The following is a 16271-nucleotide window of genomic DNA, read 5'->3' on the forward strand; positions in this document are numbered from 1 at the left end:
CCATGAAAAAGCAGATTTGTCAAAAGTATATGATAAATCAGAGGCAGAAAGAACTATTCTCAGAGGGAAAGAAGCATGAAGAAAATGATTTATCTTGATAATGCAGCAACAACACCGACAGCACCGGAAGTAATCGAAGCAATGCTGCCCTTTTATGAGCGTCGTTATGGAAACCCATCTGCCCTGTATGATCTGGGGCAAAAAAGTCATGATGCCATAGAAGAAAGCCGGCAGATCATTGCGCAGAGCATCGGGGCGCAGCCGGAGGAAATATATTTCACAGCCGGAGGAAGTGAATCTGATAACTGGGCATTGAAATGTACCGCAGAAAGTATGGTTATGCGAGGCCGGCATATCATTACCACGAAAATAGAGCATCATGCCATTTTAAGAACCTGCGGATATCTGGAACAGAATGGTTATGAGATTACTTACCTTCCGGTAGATGACAAGGGAACGGTTTCCTTGGAGCAGGTGCGGCGGGCAATCCGGCCGGATACCATATTGATTTCTGTTATGATGGCAAATAATGAAATTGGCACCATAGAACCTATAACAAGAATCGGTATGCTTGCCAGGAGATATGGAATCTGTTTTCATACGGATGCCGTACAGGCATATGGACATATTCCCATTGATGTCAACAGAATGAATATTGATATGATGAGTGCCAGCGCACATAAATTCAACGGACCTAAGGGAACCGGATTTTTATATGTGCGAAAGAAAAAGAGGATACCTCCTTTTATCCATGGAGGAGGCCAGGAAAGCGGTGTCCGGGCAGGAACTGAGAATGTGCCGGGAATTGTAGGCATGGGAAAAGCGGCAGCCATGGCAATGGAAAGCTTAAAAGAGCGGATGGAAATCGAGACAAGGATGCGGGATTACTTGATTTATTCAGTATTAAAGCAGGTGCCGAAGGTAAGGCTGAATGGGGAATGGAACAACCGCCTTCCGAATAATGTGGACTTTTGTTTTGATGAGTTAGAAGGTGGGAATCTTTTGGTTATGCTGGATATGGATGGAATCTGTGCATCGGCAGGTTCAGCGTGTTCTTCCGGAGAACATGAGCCATCCCATGTGTTAACAGCCATCGGTGTACCGCCGGAAATTGCAAGGGGAGCATTGCGGCTTACTTTAAATGAAAAAATTACGGCAGAGCAGATTGATTATGTGACTGCCTGCATCAAAAAGAATGTCACAATCCTAAGGGGACAGAAGGAAACCGTAAAATTCACTTGACGGATGCTGACAGTGTGGGTAAACTGTGAGTGCAGCTAAAAATTTGCCTGTAGGATAGGATTAAATATATGAAGGAAAAAGTAGTAGTTGGAATGTCCGGCGGAGTGGATTCTTCCGTTGCGGCATATCTTTTAAAGGAACAGGGCTATGATGTGATTGGTGTAACCATGCAGATCTGGCAGGATGAGGAAGAGACACAGCAGCAGGAAAATGGTGGCTGCTGTGGCCTAAGTGCCGTGGATGATGCCAGAAGAGTGGCTGACCGGTTGGAAATACCATATTATGTGATGAACTTTAAACAGGAATTTAAACAGTATGTAATGGATTATTTTGTGGCAGAATATTTGGCAGGAAGAACGCCGAATCCATGCATTGCCTGTAACCGTTATGTGAAATGGGAGTCACTTCTTGCCAGAAGCTTAAGCATCGGAGCAGATTATATTGCAACCGGACATTATGCAAGAATTGCAAAATGTGACAACGGACGTTTCGCAGTGGCAAAATCTGTAACAGCAGCCAAGGATCAGACCTATGCATTATATAACCTGACACAGGAGCAGTTATCCCATACATTGATGCCGGTAGGTGCTTATCATAAAGATGAAATCCGCAAAATTGCAGAAGAGGTGGGACTTCCGGTGGCTCATAAGAGAGACAGCCAGGAAATCTGCTTTATCCCGGATAATGACTATGCAGGTTTTATTGACCGTGAGGTTGGAGATGCAGTTCCGGGAGAGGGAAACTTTGTGACAAAAGATGGTGAAATTATCGGACGGCACAAAGGAATTACCCACTATACCGTAGGACAGCGCCGTGGCTTGAATATACCATATGGCAAACGGATTTTTGTAACAGAAATAAGACCGGAAACCAATGAAGTAGTGGTAGGTTCGCCAGAGGATGTATTTACGGATACACTGGTTGCAGACCATGTCAATTATATGGGACTTACCGATTTTGATGGCAGACGTCTCTTAGGTAAAATCCGTTATGGACATGCAGGAGCCATGTGTACCGTGGAAAATATCGGAGAGGGCAGGATCCGCTGTCATTTTGAAGAACCGGTCCGTGCTGTGACACCGGGTCAGGCGGTGGTATTTTATGATGGGGAATTTGTCGCAGGCGGTGGAATCATTATAGGAAAATAGTGAATTGTGCACAAAAATGAAATGATAAAATTATATATTATATACGAAGTTTACATTCCGGACTTGACGTTTCTGATAAAATATAGTACATTTGTAATGTAATAAGCAGGGACGCAAACCGGATTGTTACTAGAGATAGGCAAGACTGGATTGCACTTTAAGATAATTGTTAGGTCGGATTATTTAGAGTGTAATGCAGCTTTTTTTATATCATAAACAGGTGAAACGTAATGCAGATTATCAAAGTAATTAACAATAATGTAATCAGTTCCGAGGACGATAAAGGTAAAGAAATCATCGTTATGGGAAAGGGCATAGGCTTCGGAAAGAAAGCCGGAGAAGAAATAGATGAGACAAAGATAGAAAAAGTATTCTCCCTTCCGGACGAAAGTACCAGCCAGTTCATGCAGGTGGTAAAGGACATGCCGTATGAATATATCCGGACAGCCGAGCTGGTTATCGCATATGCCAGAGAAACATTAGGTTATCATTTAAGTAAAAATATTTATGTGACATTAACAGACCACTTGGGATACGCCATAGAGAGAAAGCAGCAGGGCATCGTTGTTGCGAATGAGCTTTCCTGGGAGATGAAGAAATTCTACAATGCAGAATTTCAGGTGGGATTGAAAGCCTTAGATATTGTAAAACAGGAACTAGACGTGGAGCTGCCGGAGGATGAAGCTGGATTTATTGCGATGCATCTGGTAAATGCACAGATGGGCGGTCAGATGAATCAGTCCAGGAACATGCCGGCAATGATAAAGGATATACTCAATATAGTCAGATATACCTTTCAGGTGGAATTGGATGAAAAGAGCCTGTCCTATGAGCGTTTTGTAACGCATTTAAGATTCTTTGTACAGCGGGTAATCAGTCGGGAAGACAGTGAACGTAATGATGAAGAATTTGACCAGTTGATTGCGGATCGTTTCCCGCGTTCCTACGAATGTGCACAGAAGATAAAGAGTTACATGAAGAAGAAGCTTGATTATGAAGTCTCGGATGTAGAGATTTCCTATCTGGCAGTACACATTCATCGTGTGATTCACAGTATGAATAAGTAAATACCCTTTCGGCAAGGGATTGTTACGTTAAGACGGCAAAACCCAGACGAATAAGACTCATAGGAAGAGTTTTATTTGTTTGGGCTTTTTTAATTTACAGGAAATTGCTTTCCTGTAAATTAAAAAACGCTCCGCGAGGATGCACACTGCGGCGTATAAGGTAGATGTCGCAAGCGACCGCCGCAGGCGCGAGAATGTGCCAAGGCACATTCGTTGTTTTTAACAAAATGAATAAAACACAAGAGTGTTTTAGATAAAAATGAACATGCTATAAAAAATAAAAATGGAGGGATTGTTATGGCAAGTAAGTATGATGGACTGGCAAGAATTATTATCCAGAACGTAGGCGGCAGGGAGAATATCATAAGCCTTGCGCACTGTGTTACCAGACTTCGTTTTAAATTAAAAGACGAGTCCAAGGCTAACACCGAAGTATTAAAAGCAACGGAAGGAATTGTGACAGTAATGAAATCCGGCGGACAGTATCAGATAGTAATCGGAAATCATGTACCGGATGTCTATGATGTGGTTTGTGAACATGCACATCTGGCCGGAAACGGAGCTGTTTCCGAGGATGCAGAAGACAGCGGAGAGAAGATGGGGCTTGGTGCAAGACTCATTGATTTGATTTCCGGTGTATTCCAGCCATTCCTTGGTGTGCTTTGTGCAGCAGGTATTATCAAAGGTCTTTTGGCGCTGTGGTCTTTTATCGCAAGTCAGTCAGGAATTGATGTTACCACAAGCGGAGCATATCAGCTCTGGTATTCCATTGGAGACGGATTCTTCTATTTCCTGCCGATTATCTTAGGATATACTGCAGCAAAGAAATTTAAGATGAATGAATTTATCGGAATGGCACTTGGTATATCACTTACCTATCCGGCACTGGTTAATCTGACTTCAGGAGAACTGATAGGTTCCCTGTTTGCAGGAACTTCCTTTGAAATGAATTATTATACAACCTTTTTTGGAATTCCTGTTATTATGCCATCCAGTGGTTATACTTCTTCAGTAGTACCAATTGTTATTGCAGTGGCTTGTGCTGCCTGGCTGGAAAAGAGATTAAAGAAAGTAATTCCGGACGTTATTAAAACATTTATCGTTCCGGTTGTAACTTTGGCAGTAATGGTTCCACTTACCTATCTGGTAATCGGACCGGTATCTACTTTCCTTTGCAACATTATCGGTATTATTTTCGGAGCAATCTATAACCTTCCGGTTGTAGGAGGTCTTGTAGCAGGTATCTTAGTCGGAGCATTCTGGCAGGTACTGGTAATCTTCGGATTACATTGGGGACTTGTTCCACTGGCAATGATTAATTATGGAACTTTAGGATATGACTTCATCCTTTCTCCATATTTCGCAGCATCTTTTGCGCAGTCCATGGTTGTACTGGCAATTGTATTAAAGACAAAAGATAAGAAACTTAGAAATATTGCATTACCGGCGTTTATCTCAGGACTCTTTGGTGTAACAGAGCCATGTATTTATGGTATTACACTTCCAAAGAAAAAACCATTCGTAATTTCCTGTATTGCATCCGCTATTGGTGGTGGAATCATAGGATTTGCCGGAGTTAAAACTTATATGATGGGGGGTCTTGGATTCTTCGGACTTCCGGCATTCATCGATGGTGAGTCAAAGAGCGTTTACAGTTTGATCTGGGTATTAATCGGTATGGCAGTAGCTATGGTAGTTGCATTCGTAGCAACTTACATTACCTATCATGATGATGCTCCACAGAATGATGAAGCAAAAATAGAAAAGAAAGGCACAAAAACCGCAGCAAACCAGGTAATTGCATCTCCTCTTACCGGAGAAGTAAAAGCCTTGGAAGAAGTAGAAGATGAAGCATTTTCAAGCGGAGCATTAGGTCAGGGTGTTGCTATTCTCCCGTCCGAAGGCAAATTATATGCACCATGTGATGGCGAAGTAGTAACCTTCTTCCCAACCGGTCATGCCATTGGAATAGTATCCGATGGCGGAGCAGAAATCCTGATTCATGTGGGCATGGATACCGTGAAATTAGATGGAGAAGGATTTACACCGAAGGTAGCACAGGGAGCCAAAGTAAAGAAAGGTGACCTTTTATTGGAATTTGATATTGCAAAGATTACAGGAGCAGGATATTCCGTTCTGACTCCGGTTATCATCAGCAACACAGCAGATTACGCAGATGTAGTTCCGACAGATGCAAAGAAAGTTGCAGCGTTGGACGCATTGATTACCGTTTTATAAATTAGTTTTCCATAGTTTTTTATACCTAAGGGTGCGGGCTCTGATAAAGGGCTCGTGCTCTATCCAACAAAATCAGAAGCCTTATTGCAGGGCAGAATGAGAAAAGAAAAATATAAAAACAGAAATTATAAATTTTTACAAATAAAAATAATAAGAAGCAGGAGGAAAAAGCAATGAAGACATTTCGTAAAGATTTTCTCTGGGGCGGTGCAACCGCAGCCAATCAGTTTGAGGGAGCATGGGATGTAGATGGAAAAGGAGCATCTGTTTCTGATATGTGTACGAATGGTTCCCATACCGAGCCGAAAAAGGTAACAAGAACCATTCATCCGGAATATCTCTATCCGAGCCACGAAGCAATTGATTTCTATCATCATTACAAAGAGGATATTGCATTATTTGCAGAAATGGGATTTAAAGTATTCCGTTTATCCATTGCATGGACAAGAATTTTCCCGACCGGAATGGAGAATGAACCAAACGAAGCAGGACTGGCATTCTACGATAAAGTATTTGATGAGTGTTTAAAATATGGCATTGAGCCGCTGGTAACCATTTCCCATTATGAAATGCCATATGCACTGATTGAAAAATACAATGGCTGGGAAGCCAGAGAATGTATTGATTATTTTTTGAATTACTGCAAGGCAATTTTCGAAAGATATCAGGGCAAAGTAAAATACTGGCTGACCTTCAATGAAATCAATGGTGGAACCACACCGCTTGGCAACCTGCTTTCCCTTGGAACCGTAAAAGGCTATGAGGGAAAAATTACTGAGATTCCGGATGACCCGAAGGTTCGTTTCCAGGCATTACATCATCAGTTTGTTGCCAGCGCAAAAGCAGTAAAATTAGCACATGAAAAATATCCGGAATATCTTATCGGTGATATGAATGTCTTTATGACCAAGTATCCATTTACCTGCAATCCGGAGGATGTGTTAGCAACACAGAAGGAAATGCGGATTATGAACTGGTTCTGTTCCGATGTGCAGGTAAGAGGAGAATATCCGGCGTATATGGAGCGGTATTTTGAAGAAAATAATATTCATGTTAAAATGGAACCGGGCGATGAAGAAATTCTGCGGGAAGGCTGTGTGGATTTCTATACCCTCAGCTATTATATGAGCAGTTGTGTATCAAAAGATCCAAATGGCGAGCAGACGGATGGAAACCTGATTGCCGGTCTTAAGAATCCATATCTTAAGGCAAGTGACTGGGGCTGGCAGATTGACCCACAGGGCTTACATTATTCCTTAAATGAAATTTATGACCGTTATCAGATTCCGGTTATGGTAGTAGAAAATGGCCTTGGCGCTTATGACAAATTAGAAGAAGATGGAAGCATTCAGGATGATTACCGTATCGACTATCTGCGGGATCATATCAAAGAGATGAAAGAAGCGGTAAAAGATGGCGTTGACCTGATGGGATATACACCATGGGGATGCATTGATTTAGTAAGTGCATCCACCGGAGAAATGGCAAAGAGATATGGCTTCATCTATGTAGAAAAATATGATGATGGAACCGGAACTCTTGCAAGAAGAAAGAAAAAATCCTTCGACTGGTATAAAGAAGTAATTGCTTCAAATGGAGAAAACTTATAAAAGAAAGAAGGTATGGACTATGGAAAAGTTTAATGGAAAAAAGGTATTCAGCGGTATTGCAATCGGAAAGGTAAAACTCCTTTTAAAAGCTGAAAATCAGGTGGTAAGAAAGAGAATAGAAGACCCGGCAGCAGAGATTGCCCGCTATGAAGCAGCAAAGCAGACTGCAATTGAACAGCTCCACAAGCTTTACAAGAAAGCATTAAAAGAAGTGGGTGAAGTAAATGCACAGATTTTTGATGTGCATGCCATGATGTTAGAGGATGGAGATTATAATGATTCCGTTCACAATCTTATTGAGAGTCAGAGCGTAAATGCAGAGTATGCGGTAGGTGTTACCGGAGATAACTTTGCAGAAGTATTTGCAAATATGGATGACGAGTATTTCAAAGCCCGTTCCATTGATATGAAGGATATTTCTGAGCGTGTCATCAATGTATTATGTGGAAATGATATGGGAAGCGACCTTGGGGATGAGCCGGTTATTATCGTAGCAAAGGATTTAGCTCCGAGTGAAACCGTACAGATGGATAAAAGTAAGCTGCTGGCATTTGTAACACAGCTTGGCTCTACGAATTCCCATACTGCAATTTTAGCAAGAACTATGGGCATCCCGGCACTGATTGGTGTGGAAATCAAGGAAGAGTGGAACGGAAAACAGGCAATTGTGGATGGCTATACCGGAACTCTTATCATTGAACCGGATGAAGCAACTTTGGCAGAATATAAGAAAAAAGCAGAAGAGGATGCAAAACAGAAGGAATTACTGCTGACTTTAAAGGGAAAAGAAAATGTGACAAAGAGTGGTCAGAAAATCAATCTGTATGCCAACATCGGAAATGTCTCTGACTTAGCGGCAGTACTTAAAAATGATGCCGGTGGAATCGGACTTTTCCGTAGTGAATTTCTTTATCTTGAAAAAGATACCTTTCCAACAGAAGAAGAACAGTTTGCAGCTTATAAGCAGGTCGCAGAGACCATGGCAGGAAAGAAGGTTATTATCCGTACCCTGGATATCGGAGCCGATAAGCAGGTGGACTACTTTAACCTCGACAAAGAAGACAATCCGGCAATGGGATATCGTGCCATCCGGATCTGCCTGACCCGGCCGGAAATTTTTAAGACCCAGCTCCGTGCTTTATTCCGCGCAAGCAATTACGGAAATATTGCAATTATGTATCCGATGATTATTTCGGTAGATGAAGTGCGTAAGATTAAAGCAATTTCAGAAGAAGTGAAAGAAGAACTTACAAAGGAAGGGATTCCTTTTGGAAATGTGGAGCAGGGTATCATGATTGAAACTCCTGCAGCAGCAGTAATGAGTGATGAACTGGCAAAAGAGGTTGATTTCTTCAGTATCGGAACCAACGACCTGACCCAGTATACACTGGCAATTGACCGTCAGAATGCAAAGCTTGACAGCTTCTATAATCCGCATCATGAAGCAGTGCTCCGGCTGATTCAGATGACCGTGGAAAATGCACACAAGGCAGGCATCTGGGCAGGAATATGTGGAGAACTTGGGGCAGATACAACTCTGACCCAGCGTTTCTTAGAGATGGGGGTAGATGAATTATCTGTTTCTCCTGGCTGTGTTCTTCCGGTTCGAAAAGCGATTCGGGACGCAGAATAATGAGCCGTAAACTGATTTTTTTGGATGTAGACGGAACCCTGGTGGATTTCACCATGCACATGCCGGAATCTGCCAGGGAAGCATTAAGCATGGCCAGAAAGCGGGGACATCTGATTTCGTTATGTACCGGAAGAACTGTAACGAATGTGTATCCATGGCTTTTAGAGTTTGGATTTGATGCCATTGTGGCTTCGGCAGGTGCTTATGTGTCTGCAAATGATAAGGTGATTTACCATAGCGTTCTGGCAAATGATAAGGTGCAGGATATGGTAGAGGTGCTGAAGGAGCACGGTGCATGCTTTATGCTGCAGGGAATCAACGGACGTTATGTGGATGAAGAGAATGCAAAGAAAATGAGAGAACGCTGTATGCGGCTTGGACTTGATATTGACGGTGCTCTAAACGGATTGACGCTTGTTGAACATCCGGAACAGATGCCGGCTCTTGAAAGTGGAATGTATTTTGATGCCGATATTCCGGTGGATGTGATGCAGAAGGAAGTCGGAAATTATATCAAGATAACCGGAGCAAGCTTTGGCAAGGATCGTCAGATGTCCGGTGAAATGACGAAGATGGGAGTCAACAAGGCAACCGGAATGCAGCGGCTTATGGATGAGTTAAAGATAGGCAGGGAAGATACCATTGCTTTTGGTGATGGACCAAATGATGTGGAAATGCTGCAATTTGCAGGAACAGGAGTGGCAATGGGAAATGCGATTCCGGTAGTAAAACAGTATGCGGATATGGTTACAGATAAGATTGATGAAGACGGACTGTATCATGCATTCGAACGGCTGCATCTGCTGGGGTAGGATTTGAAGTAAAAACAATTTTCTTATGATAGAAAAGGCGGCGTGGTTCGTCAACTTAGGAGACATGATAAGTGCCCTTTACTGTATTTATGTTGTTTCCGCAGTTGACGAACCGCGCCGTTACTTTTGCATACACAGGAAAAATCGCGTGCCTGCATACAGATTTGGTGAACACCGCAATAAGAAGAGAAATTCGTAAAGCGTGATTCCCATAGTTTACAACGGAAGAAAAGCCGGTTTTCTCTTTTCGAATACAGTAAAATACTGAAAGCCTGCGGCCTTTAAAATATCCGGTACTTTTGCAAAATCAAATGCAACATGCTCCGGTTTGTGGGCATCGGCACCGATGGTAATGATTTCACCGCCTAGTTCGTGATAACGTTTTATAATATCTTCTGTTGGATTCGGATGTCCCAGACCATATTTGAAACCACCGGTATTGATTTCAATTCCTTTTCCCATATCAATGAGCTTTTCTAAAATCGCATCAATGACATCGGCATATTTCTGATAAGAATATTTAAGGTTCCGGTTTGGACCGTAGCGTACCACATAATCGATATGTCCATATACATCAAAATTATCAAATACCGCAAGATTTTCCAGGATAGATTCAAAATATTCCAGATAAGCCTGCTGTTCGGTTTTTCCTTCAAAAAAGCGGGAGTAGTAAGGGTCTTTGCCGTGGATTACATGGGAAGAGCCGATGACAAAATCAAAGTCATACCGGCTTATCAGTTCCTGATGTTTCGCTGCAAGATGAGGCTGCAATCCAAGCTCAATGCCGGTCAGCACTTTTATTTTATCTTTGTATTGCTGTCCCAGCTTCTGGATAGTTGGGAAGTAGACCGGAGTGTCTAAGATAAATTCCGGTTCATCCTCCGGATGTTCTTTTGGATAATCATAATCCATATGGTCGGTAATGCAGATTCCGCCAAGTCCCAGTTCAATAGATGCTTCAATCATGGATTCCGGTGAGGCCTCACTGTCGGTAGAAAAAGCAGTGTGCATATGTGTGTCCCAAAGCATAGTGTACTCCTTTCTGTGGGGTGTATGGCGGGTAAGGTTGTGCAGGTGGGGAACTGGATGAGAAAGCTTCTTCCCAAAAGCACCGGAACGCTTTTATGTAAGAAGCCGGCACTTCAACCTGCAGTATTTTTCTTTCTTTTATAATAAGCAGTCTTTCCAATGTTTGACAGTATACTGCATTTTGTCTGCCAGCGTGCGGATACCGTGAACAGCGTCTGTTAGGGACTCTTAGAATTCCCTTTGCAACCCGGCAACGCTGGTACATGGATGTACCAGCGAGGCACAATCTGAATATGGATATGAATTTGTGCCGGTTGCCGCAAATCAAATATCTTTGCAGGAATTCTTAGAGTCCCTTCAGACAAAGTGTGGTATCCGCTGCTGGCAGACAAAAGCAGTATCCGGTCAAAGCAGCCGGAAAGACAGCCTAATTTCAAGAAAAATACTGCCCGTAAAGTGCTGCGGATTCTCACATCATAACTGTTCCAGTGTTTTCGGGAAGAAGCTTTCCCATTCCTTTCGCCTACATATTGCACAAACCTTACCCGGTGTTTACACATTTCTACTAAGAAAAATGTTACATTTTCACAAGTATAGTAAAATCTTTGTATATAATACACAGAATACTATAATAGAAATTTGACAATCTGTCAAAAGACAGTATGAAAAATGGAAAAGCTATTGTAACATTTGTTTGAAAATGAGAAAGAAGAAATAAAAATAGTGAAAAAATTAACAAAGTGATGGGAACTACTTGAACTTTCGACAAAAATTGGTTAGAATAATACCAGATTGGGTACAATCCCAAATAAAGATATTTTATATTAAATTTCTAGGAGGAATTAATAATGGCAGTAAGAGTAGCAATTAATGGATTCGGCCGTATTGGTCGTCTGGCATTCAGACAGATGTTTGGTGCTGAAGGATACGAAGTAGTAGCAATCAACGATTTAACAAGCCCTAAAATGTTAGCACACTTGTTAAAATATGATTCTTCTCAGGGTAAATATGAGCATGCTGATGAAGTATCCTGCACAGATGATTCTATCATCGTATGTGGAAAAGAAATCAAAATCTATGCATTCCCAGATGCAAACAACTGCCCATGGGGTGAATTAAAAGTTGACGTTGTATTAGAGTGTTCAGGTTTCTATACAAGCAAAGAGAAAGCACAGGCACACATCAATGCAGGTGCTCGTAAAGTTGTTATTTCTGCTCCAGCAGGTAATGACCTTCCTACAATCGTATACAACACAAACCATGAGACATTAAAAGCATCTGATACAATCATTTCAGCAGCTTCTTGTACAACAAACTGCTTAGCTCCTATGGCTGATGCATTAAATAAATATGCTCCAATCCAGTCTGGTATCATGGTAACAATCCATGCTTACACAGGTGATCAGATGACTCTTGATGGACCACAGAGAAAAGGTGATTTAAGAAGATCTCGTGCAGCAGCAGTTAACATCGTTCCAAACAGCACTGGTGCAGCAAAAGCTATCGGACTTGTTATCCCAGAACTGAACGGAAAATTAATCGGATCTGCTCAGCGTGTTCCAACCCCTACAGGATCTACAACAATCTTAACAGCAGTTGTTAAGAAAGCTGGCGTTACAAAAGAAGATATCAATGCAGCTATGAAAGCAGCAGCTAACGAGTCCTTCGGATACAATGAAGACGAAATCGTATCTTCTGATATCGTTGGAATGAGATTCGGTTCTCTGTTCGATGCAACACAGACCATGGTTAACCAGGTATCTGATGATCTGTACGAAGTACAGGTTGTTTCTTGGTATGATAACGAGAACAGCTACACATCTCAGATGGTTCGTACAATCAAATACTTCAGCGAGTTAGCATAATTTACGAGAGAAACCCGCAAAGCGTGTTTCCCGTAGTTTAACGAACAATCACTGCACGGTAGACTACTTTTTTAAGCGACAGGCTGCCAGAGTGCAGATAAGACTCAGGAAAAGGGTCCGGTCTTTTGGGACCGGGCTCTTTCTTGCTATTAGAAATAAAATTTAAAGGAGACTACTTAATATGTCATTAAATAAAAAATCTATAGATGATATTAATGTAAAAGGACTTCGCGTTCTTTGCAGATGTGATTTCAACGTACCATTAAAAGAAGGAAAGATTACAGACGAGAACCGTCTGGTTGCAGCACTTCCTACAATCAAGAAATTAATCGCTGATGGTGGAAAGGTTATCCTTTGCTCCCATTTAGGAAAAGTAAAAACAGAAGAAGATAAACAGACCAAAACTCTTGCACCAGTAGCAGCAAGACTTACAGAGTTATTAGGACAGGAAGTTAAATTCGTTGTTGACCCTGAAGTTGTTGGTGAGAACGTAAGAGCAGCAGTAGCAGCTATGAACGATGGCGATGTTATCTTGCTTGAGAATACACGTTTCAGACCAGAAGAGACAAAGAACGGAGAAGCTTTCTCTAAAGACCTTGCTTCTATCTGTGATGTATTTGTAAATGATGCATTCGGAACAGCTCACAGAGCACATTGTTCTAACGTAGGTGTTGCACAGTTAGTTGACACTGCAGTAGTTGGATACTTAATGCAGAAAGAAATCGACTTCCTTGGAAATGCAGTAGAGAATCCGGTAAGACCATTCGTTGCAATTCTTGGTGGTGCAAAAGTTGCTGATAAATTAAATGTAATCAACAACTTACTTGAGAAATGTGATACCTTAATCATCGGTGGTGGTATGGCTTACACATTCTTAAAAGCAAAAGGATATGAAATCGGAATCTCTTTAGTAGATGATACTAAGATCGATTATTGTAAAGAAATGATGGCAAAGGCAGAGAAACTTGGAAAGAAACTTCTTCTTCCGGTAGATGCTGTAACGATCAAAGATTTCCCAAATCCTATCGATGCTCCAGTTGAAGTAGAAACTTATGATGCAGACAAGATGCCGGCAGACAGAGAAGGCTGTGATATCGGACCTAAGACACAGACACTTTTCGCAGATGCTGTTAAGACTGCTAAGACTGTTGTTTGGAACGGACCTATGGGTGTATTCGAGAACCCAACTCTTGCAGCAGGTACTATCGCTGTAGCAAAAGCTTTAGCAGATACAGATGCAACAACCATCATCGGTGGTGGAGATTCTGCAGCAGCAGTTAACCAGCTTGGATTCGGTGACAAGATGAGCCACATCTCAACAGGTGGTGGAGCATCCTTAGAGTTCTTAGAGGGTAAAGAGCTTCCAGGCGTTGCAGCAGCAAACGATAAATAAGTAATCAAAGCACATGCCTGTATGCAGGCAAAAGCTTATATATTTAAGAAAGAAGGACATTTTAAAATGGCAAGAAAGAAAATTATTGCCGGCAACTGGAAAATGAATAAAACTCCTAGCGAGGCAGTTGCACTGGTAAATGAATTAAAACCATTAGTAGCAAATGAAGACGTAGATGTAGTATTCTGCGTACCAGCAATTGATATTATTCCAGCAATGGAAGCAGCAAAAGGTTCTAACATCTGCATCGGTGCAGAGAACATGTATTTTGAAGAGAGCGGAGCATACACAGGAGAAATCTCTCCGGCAATGCTTACAGATGCTGGCGTAAAATACGTTGTATTAGGACATTCTGAGAGAAGAGAGTACTTCGCAGAGACAGATGAAACTGTAAATAAGAAAGTATTAAAAGCTTTCGAACATGGTATTACACCAATCATCTGCTGTGGAGAGACTTTAACACAGAGAAAACAGGGTATCTACCTTGACTGGATCCGTATGCAGATTAAGATTGCATTCCAGAACGTAACAGCAGAGCAGGCTGCAACAGCAGTTATTGCATACGAGCCAATCTGGGCAATCGGAACTGGTGAAACAGCTACTTCTGATCAGGCAGAAGAAGTTTGTGGCGCAATCCGTGCATGCATCCGTGAAGTATATGATGAAGCAACAGCTGAGTCTATCCGTATCCAGTACGGCGGATCTGTAAATGCAGGAAATGCAGCAGAGCTGTTCGCAAAAGCTGATATCGATGGTGGTCTGGTAGGAGGAGCTTCCTTAAAGGCTGACTTCGGAAAAATTGTAAATTACAATAAATAAGCTTTTCGGAAAATAGAATATTTTCATAAGAAATAAGAAACGTCACGAAATGCATTATGACATTGGTAGTATTTACCGGTGAAATGCATTTGGTGGCGTTTTTTTGTTCCCCGAAAAGAACAAACGAAAACCGATTCGCCCATTGACATAGTAGGCGAATGGGTATATGATGCGAATGAACCAGAAAAGGAGGAATGCAGAGCATGATTTCAACTAAAGGAAGGTATGCATTAAAGGTTATGGTCGAGCTGGCGGAGCATGATGCGGAAGAATATATTCCGTTAAAAGGAATTGCCGAGAAACTGAATATTTCCCAGAAATATTTAGAGAGTATTTCGACCATTCTTTCCAAGGGACATATGATAGAAGGAGTCAGCGGCAAGAAGGGCGGTTATCGTCTGAATCGGAAACCGGAAGAATACAGGGTTGGTGATATCCTGCGGCTGACAGAAGGAACGCTTGCACCGGTATCCTGCTTAAGAGAAGACCAGGAGCCATGTGAAAAATCAGATTCCTGCTGTACACTTCCAATCTGGAAGGGACTGGCAGATTTGATAGATAAATATTTTGATGAAATGACGCTGGCGGATGTTCTGCAGTCGAAGCAGGAAGCGGAGAAGAAAGCAGCGAAGAAGAAACAATAGATGCAGGAGGAAGAAAAATGAGCAAAGAATTACTTTTAGAGGTTAAAAATCTGAATGTCAGTGTAGAAGAAAAACATATTTTACATGACGTAAATCTTGAAATAGGAAGACATGAGACACACGTACTGATGGGACCAAACGGAACCGGTAAATCCACACTGGGTTATACACTGGTTGGTAATCCACGTTATCAGGTAGAGAGCGGAGAAATCTTTTTCCAGGGAAAAAATATTACCGGAGAGCCGGTGAATGAACGCGCAAAGAGCGGCATGTTCTTATCTTTCCAGAACCCACTGGAAGTACCGGGCGTTACCTTAAGTTCCTTTATCCGTAGTGCATTGGAACAGAAGACTGGAAAGAGAGTCCGTTTCTATGATTTTAAGAAAGAACTGGCAGAGAAAATGGAACTTTTACAGATGGATCCGTCTTATGCAGAACGTGATTTGAATGTAGGATTTTCCGGCGGCGAAAAAAAGAAAGCTGAAATTTTACAGATGTTGATGTTAAAGCCGGAGCTTGCGATTCTGGATGAAACCGATTCCGGACTGGATGTAGATGCAGTAAGAACCGTATCAAAGGGAATCGAAGAATACCAGAAGAGCAGTAAGGGAAGCCTTTTGATTATTACACACAGCACCAAGATTTTAGAGGCATTACACGTAGATTTCACGCACATCATGGTGGAAGGACACATTGTTAAGACCGCAGATGCATCCCTGATTGATGAAGTAAACGAGAATGGTTTTGCAAAATACGAGTAAGGAGTGTAAG

At 41.9% G+C, this 16271-nt stretch carries 13 protein-coding genes; 12 read left to right on the forward strand and 1 reads right to left on the reverse strand.

Annotated elements, in window-relative coordinates:
• Positions 1–75: 75 nt before the first annotated feature.
• The 7 genes from DWY37_RS08815 to DWY37_RS08845 all read left to right on the forward strand — a co-directional run bounded on the left by DWY37_RS08815 (position 76) and on the right by DWY37_RS08845 (position 9750).
• Positions 76–1242, forward strand: a complete 1167-nt coding sequence (locus tag DWY37_RS08815) for a cysteine desulfurase family protein (protein WP_118056920.1) — start codon at positions 76–78, stop codon at positions 1240–1242.
• Positions 1243–1310: 68 nt separating this feature from the next.
• Complete coding sequence (gene mnmA / locus DWY37_RS08820) at positions 1311–2390, forward strand: tRNA 2-thiouridine(34) synthase MnmA (RefSeq protein WP_022242412.1); 1080 nt, start codon at positions 1311–1313, stop codon at positions 2388–2390.
• Between the two features lie 230 nt (positions 2391–2620).
• A complete protein-coding gene (gene licT, locus DWY37_RS08825) occupies positions 2621–3457 on the forward strand; it encodes a BglG family transcription antiterminator LicT (protein WP_022242411.1) in 837 nt (278 codons plus the stop codon).
• Between the two features lie 297 nt (positions 3458–3754).
• Positions 3755–5695, forward strand: coding sequence for a beta-glucoside-specific PTS transporter subunit IIABC (locus DWY37_RS08830; protein ID WP_118541372.1), 1941 nt, complete (start codon positions 3755–3757; stop codon positions 5693–5695).
• 173 nt (positions 5696–5868) lie between these two features.
• Positions 5869–7305, forward strand: a complete 1437-nt coding sequence (locus DWY37_RS08835; protein ID WP_022242409.1) for a glycoside hydrolase family 1 protein — start codon at positions 5869–5871, stop codon at positions 7303–7305.
• Between the two features lie 19 nt (positions 7306–7324).
• On the forward strand, positions 7325–8938 hold the full coding sequence (gene ptsP, locus DWY37_RS08840) for a phosphoenolpyruvate--protein phosphotransferase (protein WP_117696963.1): 1614 nt from the start codon (positions 7325–7327) through the stop codon (positions 8936–8938).
• Positions 8938–9750 (forward strand): HAD family hydrolase, encoded by an 813-nt coding sequence (locus tag DWY37_RS08845; RefSeq protein ID WP_117696906.1) that lies wholly within the window; start codon positions 8938–8940, stop codon positions 9748–9750. Before ptsP ends, DWY37_RS08845 begins: the two co-directional genes overlap by 1 nt.
• A 216-nt stretch (positions 9751–9966) precedes the next feature.
• On the opposite strand, the gene DWY37_RS08850 is transcribed toward DWY37_RS08845, so the two are convergent.
• Positions 9967–10779 carry a histidinol-phosphatase HisJ family protein gene (locus DWY37_RS08850; RefSeq protein WP_117696909.1) on the reverse strand — a complete coding sequence of 271 codons (813 nt, stop codon included), beginning with the start codon at positions 10777–10779 and terminating at the stop codon, positions 9967–9969.
• 848 nt (positions 10780–11627) lie between these two features.
• Between DWY37_RS08850 and gap the strand changes: the two genes are divergently transcribed.
• From gap to sufC, 5 genes are all read left to right on the forward strand, one after another.
• Entirely contained in the window at positions 11628–12644 is a 1017-nt protein-coding gene (gap, locus tag DWY37_RS08855) for a type I glyceraldehyde-3-phosphate dehydrogenase (protein WP_022242405.1), read from the forward strand.
• A gap of 181 nt (positions 12645–12825) precedes the next feature.
• Positions 12826–14037 carry a phosphoglycerate kinase gene (locus DWY37_RS08860; protein WP_022242404.1) on the forward strand — a complete coding sequence of 404 codons (1212 nt, stop codon included), beginning with the start codon at positions 12826–12828 and terminating at the stop codon, positions 14035–14037.
• Between the two features lie 66 nt (positions 14038–14103).
• Entirely contained in the window at positions 14104–14856 is a 753-nt protein-coding gene (tpiA, locus tag DWY37_RS08865) for a triose-phosphate isomerase (RefSeq protein ID WP_022242403.1), read from the forward strand.
• 203 nt (positions 14857–15059) lie between these two features.
• On the forward strand, positions 15060–15500 hold the full coding sequence (locus DWY37_RS08870; RefSeq protein ID WP_118177223.1) for an RrF2 family transcriptional regulator: 441 nt from the start codon (positions 15060–15062) through the stop codon (positions 15498–15500).
• Positions 15501–15517: 17 nt separating this feature from the next.
• A complete protein-coding gene (sufC, locus tag DWY37_RS08875) occupies positions 15518–16261 on the forward strand; it encodes a Fe-S cluster assembly ATPase SufC (RefSeq protein ID WP_117840780.1) in 744 nt (247 codons plus the stop codon).
• Positions 16262–16271 lie beyond the last annotated feature (10 nt).

This window comes from Roseburia sp. AF25-13LB (assembly GCF_003478915.1).
GTDB lineage: Bacteria > Bacillota > Clostridia > Lachnospirales > Lachnospiraceae > Roseburia_C > Roseburia_C amylophila.